The organism is Pseudomonas sp. JQ36 (assembly GCF_053851495.1).
Genome location: NZ_CM132642.1, coordinates 4,997,227 through 5,014,353 on the forward strand (window position 1 = coordinate 4,997,227; position 17,127 = coordinate 5,014,353).

13 protein-coding genes are annotated in these 17,127 nt (G+C 61.2%); all 13 read left to right on the forward strand.

Translation table 11 applies throughout. The features are described from left to right. The first annotated feature begins 29 nt into the window (after positions 1–29). The gene (locus tag ACS4NR_RS22545) at positions 30–1,382 is read left to right on the forward strand and encodes a TolC family outer membrane protein (RefSeq protein WP_456018377.1); all 1,353 of its coding nucleotides are present in this window, start codon (positions 30–32) and stop codon (positions 1,380–1,382) included. 42 nt (positions 1,383–1,424) lie between these two features. Continuing rightward, entirely contained in the window at positions 1,425–3,581 is a 2,157-nt protein-coding gene (locus ACS4NR_RS22550; RefSeq protein ID WP_095137824.1) for a type I secretion system permease/ATPase, read from the forward strand. Next, positions 3,571–4,938 (forward strand): HlyD family type I secretion periplasmic adaptor subunit, encoded by a 1,368-nt coding sequence (locus ACS4NR_RS22555; RefSeq protein ID WP_027611115.1) that lies wholly within the window; start codon positions 3,571–3,573, stop codon positions 4,936–4,938. The genes ACS4NR_RS22550 and ACS4NR_RS22555 overlap by 11 nt, the downstream gene beginning before the upstream one ends. 373 nt (positions 4,939–5,311) lie before the next feature. Further along, positions 5,312–6,208: a TauD/TfdA dioxygenase family protein gene (locus ACS4NR_RS22560; protein ID WP_456018378.1), complete on the forward strand. Its 897-nt coding sequence runs from the start codon at positions 5,312–5,314 to the stop codon at positions 6,206–6,208. Between the two features lie 18 nt (positions 6,209–6,226). Next, entirely contained in the window at positions 6,227–7,252 is a 1,026-nt protein-coding gene (locus ACS4NR_RS22565; protein ID WP_456018379.1) for an ABC transporter substrate-binding protein, read from the forward strand. Between the two features lie 5 nt (positions 7,253–7,257). Then, entirely contained in the window at positions 7,258–8,121 is an 864-nt protein-coding gene (locus tag ACS4NR_RS22570) for an ABC transporter ATP-binding protein (RefSeq protein ID WP_456018380.1), read from the forward strand. Positions 8,122–8,141: 20 nt separating this feature from the next. After that, on the forward strand, positions 8,142–9,008 hold the full coding sequence (locus ACS4NR_RS22575) for an ABC transporter permease (RefSeq protein WP_095137828.1): 867 nt from the start codon (positions 8,142–8,144) through the stop codon (positions 9,006–9,008). Positions 9,009–9,069: 61 nt separating this feature from the next. Then, positions 9,070–9,963 (forward strand): hypothetical protein, encoded by an 894-nt coding sequence (locus ACS4NR_RS22580; protein ID WP_456018381.1) that lies wholly within the window; start codon positions 9,070–9,072, stop codon positions 9,961–9,963. A 66-nt stretch (positions 9,964–10,029) separates the two neighbouring features. Next, on the forward strand, positions 10,030–10,947 hold the full coding sequence (locus tag ACS4NR_RS22585; RefSeq protein WP_456018382.1) for a LysR family transcriptional regulator: 918 nt from the start codon (positions 10,030–10,032) through the stop codon (positions 10,945–10,947). Positions 10,948–11,165: 218 nt separating this feature from the next. Further along, complete coding sequence (locus ACS4NR_RS22590; protein WP_253149762.1) at positions 11,166–12,704, forward strand: MFS transporter; 1,539 nt, start codon at positions 11,166–11,168, stop codon at positions 12,702–12,704. Positions 12,705–12,730: 26 nt separating this feature from the next. Further along, a complete protein-coding gene (locus ACS4NR_RS22595; protein ID WP_456018383.1) occupies positions 12,731–13,798 on the forward strand; it encodes an HlyD family secretion protein in 1,068 nt (355 codons plus the stop codon). Then, the gene (locus ACS4NR_RS22600; protein ID WP_456018384.1) at positions 13,795–15,369 is read left to right on the forward strand and encodes an efflux transporter outer membrane subunit; all 1,575 of its coding nucleotides are present in this window, start codon (positions 13,795–13,797) and stop codon (positions 15,367–15,369) included. Before ACS4NR_RS22595 ends, ACS4NR_RS22600 begins: the two co-directional genes overlap by 4 nt. Positions 15,370–15,531: 162 nt before the next feature. Next, positions 15,532–17,127, forward strand: coding sequence for a glycosyltransferase family 39 protein (locus ACS4NR_RS22605; RefSeq protein ID WP_456018385.1), 1,596 nt, complete (start codon positions 15,532–15,534; stop codon positions 17,125–17,127).

The window sequence follows — 17,127 nt, forward strand, 5'->3', positions numbered from 1 at the left end:
AAGACAAGAAGTCCTGGGAAATCTTTACCATGCGTTTGCACCTGTTCAAGGCTCTACCGTTCGCCCTCGCCGCCTCATTTGTACAAGCACAATCCTTACCAGAAGCCATGCAGCAGGCACTGGATGTCCATCCGGAAATCCAGGCAGGGGTCAACAGTCGTTTGGCCGCGGATTATCAGTTAAAGGCAGCGAAAGGGGGATACCTGCCCAAGGTCGATCTGCTGGGCGGTTATGGTCGTGAGGGCACCGACAGCGTGACCACCCGCGCCAACGGTGGCGGCAACCACTGGCAAACCTTGAACCGCAGCGAGTCAAGTTTACGTCTCTCGCAAATGGTTTTTGACGGTTTTGCGACGTCGAGCGAAGTCGGGCGTCAACAAGCCACCGTCAACTCACGCGCCTACTCGCTGCTCGGCACTTCCGAGCGCACCGCGCTGACCGTCGCCCAGGTGTACCTGGACGTGCTGACCCGCCGCGAATTCGTGCGTCTGGCCGAAGAAAACCTCAAGAGCCACCAGCGCATTTACGACCAGATCCAGTTGCGCACCCAGCGCGGCGTCGGCAGTGGTGCCGACCTCGATCAGGCCGAAGCGCGGATGGCTCAGGCGCGCAACAACCTGATCACCGAACAGACCAACCTCGCCGACTCCGAGACCAACTTCCTCAGTGCCGTCGGCCAGATGCCAGACCAGCTGGAGCGTCCGGCGCCGTTCATGGCGATGATGCCGGCCAACCTCAATGAAGCGCGCCAGCAGATGCTGGAAAACAGTCCGATCCTGCGCTCGGCCGAGTCCGACATCGCTGCGGCCGAGAAGCAGTACGAAACCGCCAAGTCGACGTTCTACCCACGTTTCGACGCCGAGCTGGGGCGTACCGCCGACAACGATCTCGACGGTCAGAACGGCCACAACAACGAGTGGCAGGCGATGCTGCGCATGCGCTTCAACCTGTACTCCGGCGGCAGCAACAAGGCTGACCTTGAATCCAAGTCGTACCTGTCGAACCAGGCGCTGGACATCCGCAACAACGCCCTGCGTCAATTGAACGAAGAGCTGGGTCTGGCCTGGAACGCCCTGAACAACGCCAATGCGCAGGTGCCGATTGCTCAGCAGTACGTTGATCACAGCACCTCCGTGCGCACCGCCTACCAGCGTCAGTTCAGCCTCGGCGAGCGCACCCTGCTCGATTTGCTCGACAGCGAAAACGAGTTGTTCACCGCTTCGCGCCGTTTGGCCGAAATCAAGAACATTCAGTTATTTACTCAGTATCGAATCAAGGCGACCATGGGCGAGTTGCTCAAGAGCCAGGGAGTGGTCGCACCATTGGCATCCGTCGTGCAGAACGATGTGAAGCCGAAGGTTCAACTGCCCGGTATGAATTGAGCAGAACCTTCATTGTTCAATTGTTAGCCAAGAGTGCCGAGCGTGGAATCAGAAGTCAGTCGAGTTCAACTCATTCATGATCCGCGCGCGATGCACGACGATCCGTTACTGGATGGCCTGCTCGCTCTGTGCATGCTGCACCAGAAACCCGCCAGTGCGGCGATGCTCACCACTGGCTTGCCGCTGCCCAAGCAGCGCCTGAGTATCGAGTTGCTGCCCCGCGCAGCGGCTCGCGCCGGGCTGCAGGGGCGGGTGCTGCAACGCAAGCTGGAAGAGATTCCGGCGATTGCCATGCCGGCGCTGTTGCTGCTCAAGGATGGCCGCAGTGCTGTTCTGCTCGGCTGGCAAGGCGACAACGAAGCCCGGGTGCTGCTCAGCGAAAGCGATGGCGGCGAATCGGTGGTCAGCCGCGAACTGTTGGCCGACGACTACACCGGCAAAGTGTTCTTCGCTCAGCCGCAGCACAAATTCGACGTCAACCACGGCACGTTGATCCCGCGTGCACGCTCTTGGTTTCGCGACACCCTCAAGCGTTCACGCTGGCTGTATGCCGATGCGATCGCCGCGAGTTTCCTGATCAACATCATCGCCATGGCCGCGCCGTTGTTCGTGATGAACGTCTACGACCGCGTGGTGCCGAACCAGGCCGAAGCGACCCTGTGGGTGCTGGCGCTGGGCATCACCGGTGCCTACATCTTCGACCTGATCCTCAAAAGCCTGCGCAGCCTGTGCCTGGACCTGGCCGGCAAGAAAACCGACCTGATCATCTCCGCGACGCTGTTCGAGCGCATCGTCGGCATGGCCATGAAGTACCGCCCGGCGCGGGTCGGCAGCTTCGCGCAGAACATCCATGAGTTTCAGAGCCTGCGCGACTTCCTCGCCTCGCTGACCCTGACCAGCCTGATCGACCTGCCGTTCACCATCCTGATCTTCATCGTCATCGCGATTCTCGGCGGGCATCTGGTGTGGATTCCGGTGCTGGCGTTCCCGATCGCGCTGTTGATCGGCTACGCGTTGCAGAAACCGCTGGTCGCGACCATGGAGCGCACCATGGCCCTCGGCGCCGAGCGTCAGTCGAGCCTGATCGAAACCCTCGCCGGCCTCGATGCGGTGAAGGTCAACAACGCCGAAAGCGAACGCCAATACCAGTGGGAACAGACCATCGGCACCCTTAGCCGCCTCGAGCTGCGAGTGAAAATGCTCTCCGGTCTGGCGATGAACATCACCCTGCTGATCCAGCAACTGGCCGGGGTGATCATGATCGTCTTCGGCGTGTACCAGATCATCGCCGGCAATCTGAGCATGGGCGGTCTGATTGCCTGCTACATGCTCAGTGGCCGCGCGCTCAGCCCGCTGGCGTCGCTGTCCGGTCTGTTGACCCGCTACCAGCAGGCACGGGTAACCATGACTTCCGTCGACCAGATGATGGAGCTGCCGCAGGAGCGCAATTTCGAAGAGCGTCCGCTGAGCCGCAAGGTGTTGCAGGGCGCGATCGAGTGCCGTCAGTTGAACTTCACCTACCCGGAACAGCAGAACCCGGCGCTGAAGAACATCAACCTGGTGATCCGTCCCGGCGAGAAGATCGGCATCATCGGCCGCAGCGGCTCGGGCAAGAGTTCGTTGGCGAAACTGCTGGTCGGCCTGTACCAACCGGACGACGGCGCATTGCTGGTGGACGGCGTGGACATCCGCCAGATCGACGTCAGCGAACTGCGCTACAACATCGGCTACGTGCCGCAGGATATCCAGCTGCTGGCCGGTACCCTGCGCGACAATCTGGTCTCCGGCGCACGTTATGTCGAAGACGAGTTGGTGCTGCAAGCCGCAGAACTCGCGGGCGTGCACGAATTCGCCCGTCTGCACCCGCAAGGCTATGAACTGCAAGTCGGCGAGCGCGGGCAGAACCTGTCCGGCGGCCAGCGGCAGAACGTTGCACTGGCGCGGGCGCTGCTGCTCAACCCGCCGATCCTGCTGCTCGACGAACCGACCAGCGCCATGGACAACACCGGCGAAGAACGCCTCAAGCAACGCCTGGCTGCCGTGGTTGAAAACAAGACCGTGGTGCTGGTGACGCACCGGGCCTCGCTGCTGTCGCTGGTCGACCGCCTGCTGGTGGTCGACCGTGGACAGATTCTCGCCGATGGCCCGAAAGCCGCCGTGATGGAAGCGTTGAAGAAGGGGCAGATCAGTGTTGCTTAAGTCGGGTGTCAAAGAGTCGATCCGTCGCTACTTCAAGGGTTCTGCCTCGCTGCAGGGCCAGCCGCTGCCGGAGGTCAACAAGGCGCTGATCGAGGACGCCCCGCGCGTCGTGCGCCTGACCATCTGGGCAATCATCGGCTTCTTCCTGTTCTTGCTGCTGTGGGCCAACTTCGCGGTTATCGACGAGGTGACCAAGGGCGACGGCAAGGCAATTCCGTCGTCGAAGATCCAGAAAATCCAGAACCTTGAGGGCGGGATCGTCTCGGAAATGTTCGTCAAGGAAGGTCAGATCGTCGAGGCCGGCGCACCGCTGATTCGCCTGGACGACACGCGGTTTGCTTCCAACGTCGGCGAAACCGAAGCTGATCGACTGTCGATGCTGTTGCGCGTCGAACGCCTGAGCGCCGAGGTCGATGACCGTCCGCTGAATTTCCCGGAAGACGTGCTCAAAGCTGTGCCGGGTCAGGCGAAAAGCGAAGAATCGTTGTACATCAGCCGGCGTCAGCAACTGCACGACGAGATCGGTGGTTTGCAGGAACAGTTGATCCAGCGTCAGCAGGAGCTGCGCGAGTTCAGCTCCAAACAGGCGCAATACCGCCAGCAACTGGGCCTGCAACGTCAGGAAATCAACATGTCCGAGCCGCTGGTGGCGCAGGGCGCGGTGTCACCTGTTGAAGTGCTGCGACTCAAGCGTGCCGAAGTCGAAACCCGTGGTCAGCTCGACGCCACCACATTGGCGATCCCGCGCGCCGAATCGGCAATCAAGGAAGTCCAGCGCAAGATCGACGAGACTCGCGGTAAATTCCGCAGCGAAGCGCTGACTCAGCTCAATGAAGCCCGCACCGACCTGAACAAGGCCCAGGCCACCGGCAAGGCCTTGGAAGACCGGGTCAGCCGGACACTGGTCACCTCGCCGGTGCGCGGTATCGTCAACAAGTTGCTGGTCAACACCATCGGTGGCGTGATCCAGCCGGGCAGCGACATGGTGGAAATCGTGCCGCTGGATGACACCTTGCTGGTCGAAGCCAAGATTCGTCCGCAGGACATTGCGTTCCTCCATCCGGGGCAGGAAGCGATTGTCAAATTCACCGCGTACGACTACACCATTTATGGCGGGCTGAAAGCCAAACTGGAGCAGATCGGCGCCGACACCATCACCGACGAAGACAAGAAAACCACCTATTACATCATCAAGGTGCGCACCGAGCGCAGCCACCTGGGCACTGATGAAAAGCCGTTGCTGATCATTCCGGGGATGGTCGCGTCGGTGGATATCATCACCGGCAAGAAATCGGTGTTGAGCTATCTGCTCAAGCCGATCATTCGGGCGCGGGCCGAGGCGTTGCACGAGCGCTAGATCTTCAGCGCGGCGGCTGGCCTCTTCGCGAGCAAGCCCGCTCCCACAGTGGATTTCGGTCGGACACAGAACTTGCGTCCACTGGAGACCAAATGTGGGAGCGGGCTTGCCCGCGAAGGGGCCAGACCCATCACCACACTCCTGTCAGTAAGTGACACAAATCGTCACTCACCATCCAGTCCATTCCTCACCATCCGCCATATCGTTATTCATTAACGGTATTTAATTTCCAGTTCTTATAGCTTTAAAGTCATCCACCTGCGTACCTGCCGACCAATCGGCGCGCCGCACGACCTGAACCGACACGCAATCCAGCGTGAGTGTCTGATCGACGTGCGCGCCTGTGAGCGCGCCGTGCGTGGGAGATTGAAAGATGTCCGCAGCTACTGCCACCCCAAGCGCCGCGACCGCCGCGCCGCAAAGCTTTGAAATTCGTCCGTTCAGCGGTGCCGTCGGTGCCGAGATCATCGGCCTGGATCTGACCCGACCAGTGAACGACCAGGACTTCGCACGCATTCATCGCGCGCATCTGGATCACCACGTCGTGGTCTTCCGCGACCAGCGCATCACCCCGCAACAGCAGATCGATTTCAGCCGTCGTTTCGGCGTGTTGCAGACTCACGTGCTCAAGCAGTTCCTGCTGGCCAATCACCCGGAAATCCTCATCGTTTCCAACATTGTCGAGAACGGCCAGAACATCGGTCTCGGCGATGCCGGCAAGTTCTGGCACTCCGACCTTTCCTATAAAGAGCTGCCGAGTCTCGGCTCGATGCTGCATGCCCAGGAGTTGCCGTCCGAGGGCGGCGACACGCTGTTCGCCGACATGCACAAAGCCTGGGACAATCTGCCCGAAGCGCTGCGTAAAGCCGTAGAAGGGCGCTCCGCTGCGCACTCCTACACCGCGCGTTACAGCGAGACCAAATTCGAAGGCAACTGGCGCCCGACCCTGACCCCGGAACAACTGGCCCAGGTCGCCGAAGTGGTGCACCCGATCGTCCGTACCCATCCGGAAAACGGCCGCAAGGCGTTGTTCGTCAGCGAAGGCTTCACCACCCGCATCGTCGGCCTGCCGGAAGACGAGAGCAAGCAACTGCTCGCCGAGCTCTACGCCCATAGCGTGCTGCCGCAAAACATCTACCGCCATCAGTGGCAGCCTCACGACATTGTGTTCTGGGACAACCGTTCGCTGATCCACCTCGCCGCCGGCTGCCCCGCGCACCTACGCCGCAAGCTGTATCGCACGACCATTCAGGGCGACGCGCCTTTCTGATTTGCCGGAGATTCGATCATGTCCAAACGTCTTCCATTTGCACCGCTGGCGGCGGCCATCGGCCTGGGTTTCAGCCTGCTTGCCGGCAGCCTGGTGGCGCCGACCGTGGCCCACGCCGAAGGTGAAATCCGCATCGCCGAACAGTTCGGGATTGTCTATTTATTGCTCAACGTGGTGCGCGATCAGGGTCTGATCGAGAAGTACGGCAAGCAGCAAGGCATCGACATCAAGGTCGACTGGACGCAGCTCTCGGGCGGCGCGGCGGTCAACGATGCGCTGCTGTCCGGCTCTATCGACATTGCCGGCGCCGGCGTCGGCCCGTTGCTGACCATCTGGGATCGCACCCACGGCAAGCAGAACGTCAAAGCCGTCGCCTCGCTCGGCAACTTCCCGTACTACCTGGTCAGCAACAATCCCAAGGTCAAAACCATTGCCGATTTCACCGAGAAGGACCGCATTGCGGTGCCGGCGGTGGGCGTGTCGGTGCAGTCGCGCTTCCTGCAATACGCCGCGGCCAAGCAGTGGGGTGACAAGGAGTTCAATCGCCTCGACAAGTACACCATCGCCGTTCCGCACCCGGATGCGACCGCTGCGTTGATCGCCGGCGGCACCGAGCTGTCCGGGCATTTCTCTAACCCGCCGTTCCAGGATCAGGCGCTGCAGAACCCGAACGTGCACGTGGTGCTCAACTCCTACGACATTCTCGGCCCGAACTCGCCGACGGTGCTGTTTGCCACCGAGAAATTCCGCAACGACAACCCGAAAACCTACAAAGCCTTCGTCGAAGCGCTGACCGAAGCCGCGCAATTTGCCCAGAACGATAAGGGCGCGGCGGCGGACACCTACATCCGCGTGACCAAGGCCAGGATCGACCGCGCCGAGCTGCTGAAGATCATCGACAACCCGCAATTCGAATTCAGCGTCACGCCGAAAAATACTTATCCACTGGCCGAATTCCTCTACCGCGTCGGTGCGATCAAAAACAAACCGGAGTCGTGGAAGGACTACTTCTTCCAGGACGCCAAACCGCTGCAAGGGAGCTGATCGAGATGAATGCCCCTTTGCTGCAAGGCCACGCGGCCAGCAACCCGATCGCCAGTACGCAAGCGCTGCTGGCGGTGGATAACGTCAGCCTCGAATACCGCACCCCGCAACGGGTGGTGCGGGCCACGCATCAGGTCAGTTTCGAAATCGATCCGGCGGACCGCTTCGTCCTGCTCGGCCCGTCCGGCTGCGGCAAGTCGACTTTGCTTAAAGCAGCCGCCGGGTTCATTGCCCCGAGTGAAGGCGAGATTCGCCTGCAAGGTCAGCGGGTTGATGGACCCGGTCCGGACCGGATCGTGGTGTTCCAGGAGTTCGATCAACTGCCGCCGTGGAAAACCGTGAAACAGAACGTGATGTTTCCGCTGCTGGCCTCGCGAACCTTGAACAAAAAAGACGCCGAACAACGCGCGTTGCACTATCTGGAAAAGGTCGGGCTGGCGGCGTTCGCCGATGCCTATCCCCACACCCTGTCCGGCGGCATGAAGGCGCGGGTGGCGATTGCCCGGGCGCTGGCGATGCAGCCGAAAATCCTTTTGATGGATGAGCCGTTCGCCGCGCTGGACGCACTGACCCGGCGCAAGATGCAGGAAGAGTTGCTGCTGCTCTGGGAGGAGGTGCGCTTCACCTTGCTGTTCGTCACCCACTCGATCGAAGAGGCGCTGGTGGTTGGCAATCGCATCCTGCTGCTGTCGCCACATCCGGGGCGGGTACGCGCTGAGGTGCACAGCCATCAATACGATCTGCAAAGCCTCGGCGGCGTGGCGTTTCAGGAATCGGCGCGGCGCATTCACCGTTTGCTGTTCGATGAAGGCCAGTCGCCGGAAACCGAGCGTGACCATGACTTCAACGACATTCGTATCGCTTATTGAGCGTTCTGGAGGATTGCCCGATGAGCCAACCATCGTCTGTACGACAAGAGTTTGAAACGGTCCTTGAGCCACTGACCAGCGTGCCGCTCGAGCGCGAATTGCCGCTGGGCCAACGCCTGTGGCAACAGGGCTGGCTGCGCAAAAGCCTGATCCTGATTCTGCTGGCGATCCTTTGGGAGGTGATCGCCCGGGTGCAAAACAACGACCTGCTGCTGCCAGGTTTTCTGCAGACCAGTCATGCGTTGTACGACGGCCTGCTCAGCGGTGAGTTGCTGGGCAAGGTGTGGATATCGCTGGTGGTGCTGATCAAGGGTTACCTGATCGGCATCGTGCTGGCATTCGCCCTGACCACGCTGGCGGTGTCGACGCAGTTTGGTCGCGATCTGCTGAGCACCCTGACCTCGATGTTCAACCCGCTGCCGGCAATTGCCTTGCTGCCGCTGGCCTTGCTCTGGTTCGGGCTGGGGCAGAACAGCCTGATTTTCGTGCTGGTGCATTCGGTGCTGTGGGCGCTGGCGTTGAACACCTATGCCGGTTTTCTCGGTGTCTCGGAAACCCTGCGCATGGCCGGGCGCAACTATGGGCTGAAGGGCATGCGTTTTGTGCTGTTCATCCTGATCCCGGCAGCGCTGCCGTCGATTCTTGCCGGGCTGAAAATCGGCTGGGCGTTTGCCTGGCGCACGCTGATCGCCGCCGAACTGGTATTCGGTGCCACCAGCGGTAAGGGCGGGTTGGGCTGGTACATCTTCCAGAATCGTAACGAGCTGTACACCGACAAGGTGTTTGCCGGGTTGGCGGTGGTGATCCTGATCGGGTTGCTGGTGGAGAATCTGGTGTTCGATACGCTGGAGCGGGTGACGGTGAAGCGTTGGGGCATGCAGCGCTGAGCCAAATCACTGGCCGGAAATGTTTCAAGAGGTCTTTTCAGGTCGTAAAGTTTGATCCCTTGTGGCCGTTAAATCGGCATCAAAGACGACAATTCAAAGGGATTTTTCAGTGGGTCGATCCAAAGGTAAAGAGCCGCAATCAGGCGTTGTAGGCTGGGTTCTAGCTCTGTCGGTGGCACTTCTCATAATCGCAATTATGATCGCCAACAGCGATGGGCTAACACCAGAATGGTTTTTGTCTGTGATGTGCCTCTCCATGGGCACAGCGCTTTTTGCTATTGCTCTCCTGATTGAGCAAACAATTCTGCGACCACTACTCAATTACGCGTCCGCTGCTATTTTCTGGATAGTTTTGATTGGAGTTGCAACCTTCTTCGCCAGAAGAAACGCGTTAAGTGACATAAACAACATCTTTGCATTCGATGCATCGGCGTTGCCAATGACACTGTCAGCCGGTATAGCGTTTCATCTTGCGTACTTTCTGTTTTGGCCGTTGGTTATAGGCTCATGTGTAAGCGCTATCTATTGCATCGGTGCCATGCGGGGCAGCGAGCCTGAGGGTGCTATTGGGGCTTTCGTAATCTGCGTGATGACATGCATAAGTGCGTTTTGTGTTCACCAGTGGTTTTCAGACGCAGCCCGGCGCGAACAAATTTTGTACAGGGTCGCGCACATGACAGATTTCAGTTCCAAGTTCAATTGCGCCGGTGTTGACCCCGAAAAATTCCAGGTTCTGTTTGTAGGACCTGAACAGCGCCGTATCTCGGTAGCGCCCATTATTCCGGAGACCATTCTTTTCTTTGGCAAGCGACCTCCTAGACTCCTTCAGAACGTCACGCTGCCTGACAAAAGAAGTCTTGAGCTTCGCGATTGCCTGCCAATCAGCACGGTTTCGCCTGATCCCGTTGCAGATCGTATTGACGAAATACACTTTGAGATAAAGCCCTCGCGTTGATTTTCGTGCATGTAGCTCTGCTAGCATTGCACCCGGGTCAATCCAGATCAGCCACGAGTGTTCTGCATGCAACTCCCGGATATGAACCTCCTAGTCGCCCTCGACGCCCTGCTCGACGAGGGCAGTGTGGTCGGCGCCGCGCGGCGAATGAACCTCAGCCCAGCCGCCATGAGCCGCACCTTGACGCGCATTCGCGAGGCGATCGGCGACCCGATCCTGGTACGCGCCGGTCGCGGCCTGGTGCCAACTCCCAAAGCCCTCGAGCTGCGCGAGCAGGTGCGCGATGTGGTGGAGCAGGCGGCGCTGCTGTTCCGCTCTGCCGACCATGTGGAACTTGGCACCCTGCGCCGGCGTTTCAGCATCCGCGCCAACGACTTTTTCGTCGGTGTGTACGGCGGCAAGCTGTTCGATACCCTCGACCAGCAAGCGCCGCACTGCGAATTGCGCTTCGTTCCCGAGGGTGATGGCGACGATGAAGCGCTGCGTGAAGCGCGGATTGATCTGAGCGTCAGCAACACCCGTCCGGTAACCCCGGAAGTCAAAGTGCAGAACCTGTTCTCCACGCATTTCGTCGGTCTGGTGCGTGAGGATCATCCGTTGCTCGACGGCGAGATCACCGCCGAGCGCTATGCCGGCTACTCGCATATCAGCATGTCCCGTCGTGGCATTGCTCGCGGGCCTATCGACACTGCACTGAACGCCCTGGGCCTGGAGCGGCGGGTGGCGGTGATCGCTCCGAGTTTCCATGCGGCGATGTTTGCCTTGCCCGATTCCGACCTGATCCTGCCGGTGCCCAAGGAAGCGTTGCTCAGCGTGCGCCGACTCGGCTTGAAACTGCGCTCGTTCAACCTGCCGATCCCGTTGCCGACGCTGATGCTGACCCAGGCCTGGCACCCGCGCTTCGACAAGGATCCGGCGCACCGCTGGCTGCGCGAAACGCTCAAGGCGTGTTGCGACGAGACGTGGCTGGCCGCGCAGCCCTGATACACACCGAATCACTGTGGGAGGGGGCTTGCTCCCGAAGGCGTCGTGTCAGGTCATGCATAGGGTGAATGACCCACCGCTTTCGCGAGCAAGCCCGCTCCCACACTGGATCTTCATTGCTGCGCTGAGCGCACTTATAACCTTCCAATAAGTCAATTTTCGTCAGCAGTAAGCCTTACTAAAATGCTCCGGTATTTTTTCTTCCGGAGTGTGTATCCATGACATCCCTGACGGTCCCGGCGCCCATCGCTGCGGCCAGTCCGGCGACGGCGGCTGCGCCACCGGTGTTCGGCGCGCGGATCATCACCGGCCTGGTCGGAGTGCTGCTCGCCGTGCTGGTCTCGGGCCTCAACGAGATGGTGACCAAAGTCGCGCTGGCCGACATCCGCGGCGCGCTGAACATCGGTTATGACGAAGGCACCTGGCTGGTGTCCTGCTACGCCGCGACCTCGGTGGCGGCGATGGCGTTCGCGCCCTGGTGCTCGGTGACCTTTTCGCTGCGCCGTTTCACCCTCTGCGCGATCAGCCTGTTCACGCTGCTCGGCGTGCTGTGCCCGTTCGCCCCCAACTACGAAAGCCTGCTGCTGATGCGCACCCTGCAAGGGCTGGCCGGCGGCGCGTTGCCGCCGATGCTGATGACCGTCGCCCTGCGTTTTCTACCGGCCAATTTCAAACTCTACGGCCTGGCCGGTTATGCGCTGACCGCGACTTTCGGCCCCGGTCTTGGCACGCCGCTGGCCGGGTTGTGGAGCGAGTACGTCGGCTGGCAATGGACGTTCTGGCAAATCATCGTGCCGTGCCTGATCGCCATGGCGATGGTGGCCTGGGGCATTCCGCAGGATCCGCTGCGCCTGGAGCGCCTCAAGACATTCAACTGGAAAGGCCTGCTGCTGGGCTTTCCGGCGATCTGCATGCTGGTGATCGGCTTGCTCCAGGGCAACCGACTGGACTGGTTCGAGTCGAGCCTGATCTGCGCTTTGCTCGGCGCCGGCTCGCTGTTGCTGGTGGCGTTTCTGATCAATGAATGGTCGCAGCCGATTCCGTTTTTCAAGTTGCAGATGCTCGGCATCCGCAACCTGGCGTTCGCGTTGATGACCTTGGCCGGGGTGCTGGTGGTATTGCAGGCGGTGGTGCTGATTCCGTCGAGCTATCTGGCGCAGGTCCAGGGTTATCGCCCGGTGCAGACCGCGCCAATCATGCTGATCGCCGCGTTGCCGCAGTTGATCGCGCTGCCGCTGGTGGCGGCGCTGTGCAACCTGCGCTGGGTCGATTGTCGCTGGGTGCTTGGCATCGGCTTGAGCATGTTGACCCTGTCCTGCCTGGGTGGCTCGCTGCTGACCTCGGAGTGGATCCGCGACAATTTCTACGTCCTGCAATGGCTGCAGATTTTCGGTCAGCCAATGTCGGTGCTGCCGCTGTTGATGCTCTCGACCGGCAGCATCCAGCCGCAGGACGGGCCGTTCGCCTCCGCGTGGTTCAACACGGTGAAAGGCCTGGCGGCGGTGATCGCCACCGGAGTCATCGAGGCGCTGACCACCGCGCGCCTGCATTTCCATTCCACCATGTTGATCGACAACCTCGGCAACTCACCGCTGGCCGATCGCAGCGATCCGGGGCTCGCCCATCGCCTGCATGAACAGGCCGTGGTGCTGACTTCGTCCGATCTCTATGTGTGCATGGCCGGCGTCGCGGTGGCGCTGATTCTGCTGATTTTCTGGCTGCCGACGCGGATCTTTCCACCGCGCGCGCCGACCTGATGGCTGTACTGAAACAGAAGGTTTTTATGACGACTCAAGCAAAGCAAAAACTCGCGGTGGCTGTGGCGGCCGCACTGGCCGTTGGCGTGTTGCTGTACCTGGCGGTGCCGGGACTGTTCGGCAAGCGTACCCAGCAAAATACCAACGACGCGTTCGTTTCCGCCGACTTCACTCTGGTGGTGCCGCGCGTGGCGGGGTTCATCAAGGAAGTGCTGGTGGAAGATAACCAGCGGGTCAAGGCCGGGCAACTGCTGGCGTTGATCGATGATCGTGATTTGCGCGCCGCCGCTGAAGCGGCCGATGCGCAAACCCTGGTCGCCCGCGCTCAGTTGCAAAATGCCAAGGCCACGCTGGAGCGGCAGACCTCGGTGATTGCTCAGGCGCAAGCTTCGGTGGTCTCGGCCAAGGCAGAAATGGCGTTCGCCCAGCAGGAACTCAATCGCTACAACCACCTCGCTGGCGTCGGTGCCGGCACGGTGCAGAATGCGCAACAGGCCCGTACGCGCATCGATCAGGCGAGCGCTCGGCTCGACACCGCCAGCGCGAAACTGGCGGCTGAGCGCAAGCAGGTAGAGATTCTCACTGCGCAGCGCGATGCTGCCGAAGGCAATCTGAAGCATGCGCAAGCGGCGCTGGAAATCGCCAGTTTCGAGCTGTCGTATACACGCATTACCGCGCCGCAGGACGGCATGATCGGCGAGCGCGCGGTGCGCGTCGGCGCCTATGTGACGCCGGGCAGCAAGCTGCTGGCGGTGGTGCCGTTGCAGCAGGCGTATGTGGTTGCCAACTTCCAGGAAACCCAACTCACCGACGTGCAGCCGGGGCAGCACGTGCAGGTACGCGTCGACAGCCTCGGCGGCGAGGCCTTGAGCGGTCGCGTCGAAAGCATCGCTCCGGCCACCGGCGTGACCTTCGCCGCGGTGAAACCGGATAACGCCACGGGTAACTTCACCAAGGTCGTGCAGCGGATTCCGGTGAAAATCGTGCTTGAGCCGGGTCAGCCATTGGCCGAGCGTTTGCGTGTGGGCATGTCGGTGGAGGCGAGTATCGACACTCGCAGCTCGGCGGCGGAGCGCGAGGTGACTCAGCGATGAACAGCGTTGATAGAGCTGACGCCTTCGCGAGCAAGCCCGCTCCCACAGGGATCTCTGTTTGGAACAAAGATCTCCAGCAACCTGCCAATCACCCGTGGGAGCGGGCTTGCTCGCGAAGAGGCCAGTGGCAGCAACTCACCCTCGGTGCATTGCTCGCTATTGGCCTCAGCGCCTGCACCGTCGGCCCCGACTTCCACAAGCCTGAAGCCATGCAAATCACCGACTGGGCCAAACCCGCCAAGTCCGCCCCCAGCCAAGCCGTCAGCGAACCGCTGAACGAACGCTGGTGGGAGGTTTTCCACGACCCGCAACTCTCGGCCCTGACCCAGCGGGCGATGAACAGCAATCTCGATCTGCAACGGGCCAGCAGCCGTCTGCAACAAAGCCGTGCCGCGCGCCAGGTGATCACCGCGGATCGCTACCCGAACACCGCCGCTACCGGCAGCTACGCGCGTAAACGCAACAGTGGCGAAGGCCTGAACGACCCGTCCGGACACAACGGCGATTCCGCTTTCAACCTGTGGGACGCCGGTTTCTCCGCCTCCTGGGAACTGGATTTCTGGGGCCGCGTGCGCCGCGAAACCGAAGCCGCCGATGCCAACCTCGAAGTCGCCGAAAATGACCGACGCGGTGTGCTGCTGGCAGTGCTGGCCGACACCGCGCAGAACTACATCCAGCTGCGCGGCGTGCAGAACACCCGCGCGGTCACCGAGCAGAACCTCGACGTCGCCCGGCACAGCCTCAAGCTCTCGCAACTACGCCTCAACGACGGTGTAGCGACCGATCTGGATGTCGCCGAAGCTGCCGCGCAGGTTTCCGCCATCGAATCGCGCCTGCCGGCCCTTGAGCAGCGTCAGTCGCAACTGATCAACGCGATCAGTCTGTTGATGGGCGAGCCACCGCAAGCCCTGGCCAAGGAGTTATCCACAGACGCTGCGGTGCCGCAGTCACCGCTGCAAGTCGCCATCGGCCTGCCGTCGCAACTGGCTGAACGCCGTCCGGACATCCGACAGGCCGAGGCGCGTCTGCATGCCGCCACCGCCAACATCGGCGTGGCCAAGGGTGATTTCTATCCACGCATCACCCTGTCCGGCAACCTCGGATCGCAAGCGATGCAACTGAGCGATTTCGGCTCCTGGGGCTCGCGCGCGTTCGGCATCGGCCCGCAATTCAGCCTGCCGCTGTTCGACGGCGGACGCCTGCGCGGCATGCTGCAACTGCGCGAAGCCCAGCAACAGGAAGCGGCCATCGCCTACCAGCAGACCGTGCTGCGCGCCTGGCATGAAATCGACGACCAGTTGACGGCCTACAACGCCAGCCAACGCCGCCGCGACAGCCTCGCCGAAGCCGTGCGGCAGAACCAGATCGCCCTGCGCACCGCGCAACAGCAATACGTCGAAGGCGTGGTCGATTTCGTCAACGTTCTCACCGTGCAGAGCGCGTTGCTCACTACGCAGGAGCAGTGGGTGGAAAGTTCGACCGGGGTGTCGCTGGCGATGGTCGGGTTGTACCGGGCGTTGGGCGGGGGCTGGGAGTCGGTGTATCCGGCGGAGGGGATGGCGCAACGCTGATGTCGTGAACTGAAAATGCCGATGGCAGTTTTTGCATGGGCCGGGGTGCCGGATGTCGTGAAAGCGCACACCGCCATCGACGACCCTCCCGTGGCTGACCTAAAGTGACGGACAGGCTCTGCTCCATCCGTTCGCGATATTCCGGCACAGCAAGAGGACGCAATGGCGGCACACAGAGAAACGCCGGTCGGCGACACGCAGGATCCACGTGCTGTCCCCGGAGCATGGTTGGTTGCCTTGCGCCTGATTCGTTGGGCCCGGGAACACTGGCTGTTACCGATCATGCTGCTGGCGGCGGCGGTGCGTTTCTACGACCTGACGGCCGCGTCGATCTGGTTCGATGAAGGCTCCAGTGTTCTGCTCAGCCGGTTTTCCCTGCCTGAGATTTGGGGGCATGCGGCCCATGACGTGCACCCGCCGCTGTATTTCATGTTGCTGCACGGCTGGATCGGGTTGTTCGGTGACGGCATCCTGTCGATTCGCCTGATGAGCGCTGTGCCGGGGATCATTACCGTCGGCCTCGGTGTGTGGCTGGTGGATCTGCTTGCCACCCGTCGTGCCGCGCTGTTGGCCGGGTTGTTGCTGGCGCTGTTGCCCACGGCCGTGCGCTATAGCCAGGAAGTGCGCATGTATGCGCTGCTCGGCATGTGGCTGATCGGCGCGACGATCGCGCTGGTCTACTGGGTCCGGCAGCCGCGGCGGCATCGTTTTCTGGTGGCTTATGCGCTGCTGATGACGGCAGCGTTCTACACCCACTACTTCACCGTTCTGTGCGTGATCAGCCACTGGCTGTATCTGACAGCGGTGCGCGTGCAGCCGGGGTATCGGCTGCGGCATATTCAGCGTCCGGCCTGGTGGCTGGCCAACTTGAGCATCGCGTTGCTGTACATGCCGTGGGTGCCCAACCTGCTTGATCTGCTGCAGCACATCCCGGAACTCAAGGCCAGCAATGACATCGGCTGGGAAGATCCGGTGACCCTCGTTTCGTTGCCGTCGATGGTCTGGTCGTTGCTGATTCAGGACGACGGTTTGTCCTTGCCGGCGTGGCTGTTCTGGCTGCTGCCACTGGCATTAGTGGGGGTGATCGGCGTCGCGTTGCGACGTGATCGCAGTGTGTTTCGCGGCAGCCTGTTGCTGCTGTCTTACAGCGTGGTGCCGATTCTGCTGGTGTTTGGCGTGTCGTTCATCTCGCCGGTGTTCATCGAGCGGTATTTGACGGCCTATGCGTTGGGGTTGCCGATGCTGGTGGCGCTGGCGGTCGATCGGCTTTACACAGGCTCTCGCGTTCTGGCGCTGGCGATTCTGGCGCTTTTTGCGGGTGTCGAGCTGGTGGGTGTGAAGAACAACGCCACGGTCGACAGCAATGATCAGTTCAGCGTGCTGGTCGACTACGTCAATCGACACTTCACCGAGGGTGACCGGATCGTTACCAGCGACATGATGTGGTACCTCAGCTACATCTATTACAACCGCACCGACGCGCAGGTCCGTCTGTATACGCCACCAGCGGCGGATGGGCGTTCCACGCGTCCCAATGCCTACGGATTTGGCACATTGGTCGGCGAAGAGGTTTTCCTCGATCAGCTTGGCGACGTGTCCAAGGGCAGCAGGCGGATATGGTTGATCGGCACGCTGGATGAGCCCAATGAGTTTGCGGCGTTGCCTGAAGGCTGGCAGCGGCAGAGCGATGTCCATGCAGGCGGCGCTTTTGCACGTTTGTACGTGAAGGAGCCGAGCGCCGATAAGACGGGCGGGTGA

What these genes read in the sequence shown, in the direction of transcription:
- ACS4NR_RS22595 (WP_456018383.1), top strand. Translation starts at nt 12,731, where the DNA reads ATGACGACTCAAGCAAAGCAAAAACTCGCGGTGGCTGTGGCGGCCGCA.
- ACS4NR_RS22585 (WP_456018382.1), top strand. Translation starts at nt 10,030, where the DNA reads ATGCAACTCCCGGATATGAACCTCCTAGTCGCCCTCGACGCCCTGCTC.
- ACS4NR_RS22600 (WP_456018384.1), top strand. Translation starts at nt 13,795, where the DNA reads ATGAACAGCGTTGATAGAGCTGACGCCTTCGCGAGCAAGCCCGCTCCC.
- ACS4NR_RS22570 (WP_456018380.1), top strand. Translation starts at nt 7,258, where the DNA reads ATGAATGCCCCTTTGCTGCAAGGCCACGCGGCCAGCAACCCGATCGCC.
- ACS4NR_RS22590 (WP_253149762.1), top strand. Translation starts at nt 11,166, where the DNA reads ATGACATCCCTGACGGTCCCGGCGCCCATCGCTGCGGCCAGTCCGGCG.
- ACS4NR_RS22575 (WP_095137828.1), top strand. Translation starts at nt 8,142, where the DNA reads ATGAGCCAACCATCGTCTGTACGACAAGAGTTTGAAACGGTCCTTGAG.
- ACS4NR_RS22565 (WP_456018379.1), top strand. Translation starts at nt 6,227, where the DNA reads ATGTCCAAACGTCTTCCATTTGCACCGCTGGCGGCGGCCATCGGCCTG.
- ACS4NR_RS22545 (WP_456018377.1), top strand. Translation starts at nt 30, where the DNA reads ATGCGTTTGCACCTGTTCAAGGCTCTACCGTTCGCCCTCGCCGCCTCA.
- ACS4NR_RS22605 (WP_456018385.1), top strand. Translation starts at nt 15,532, where the DNA reads ATGGCGGCACACAGAGAAACGCCGGTCGGCGACACGCAGGATCCACGT.
- ACS4NR_RS22560 (WP_456018378.1), top strand. Translation starts at nt 5,312, where the DNA reads ATGTCCGCAGCTACTGCCACCCCAAGCGCCGCGACCGCCGCGCCGCAA.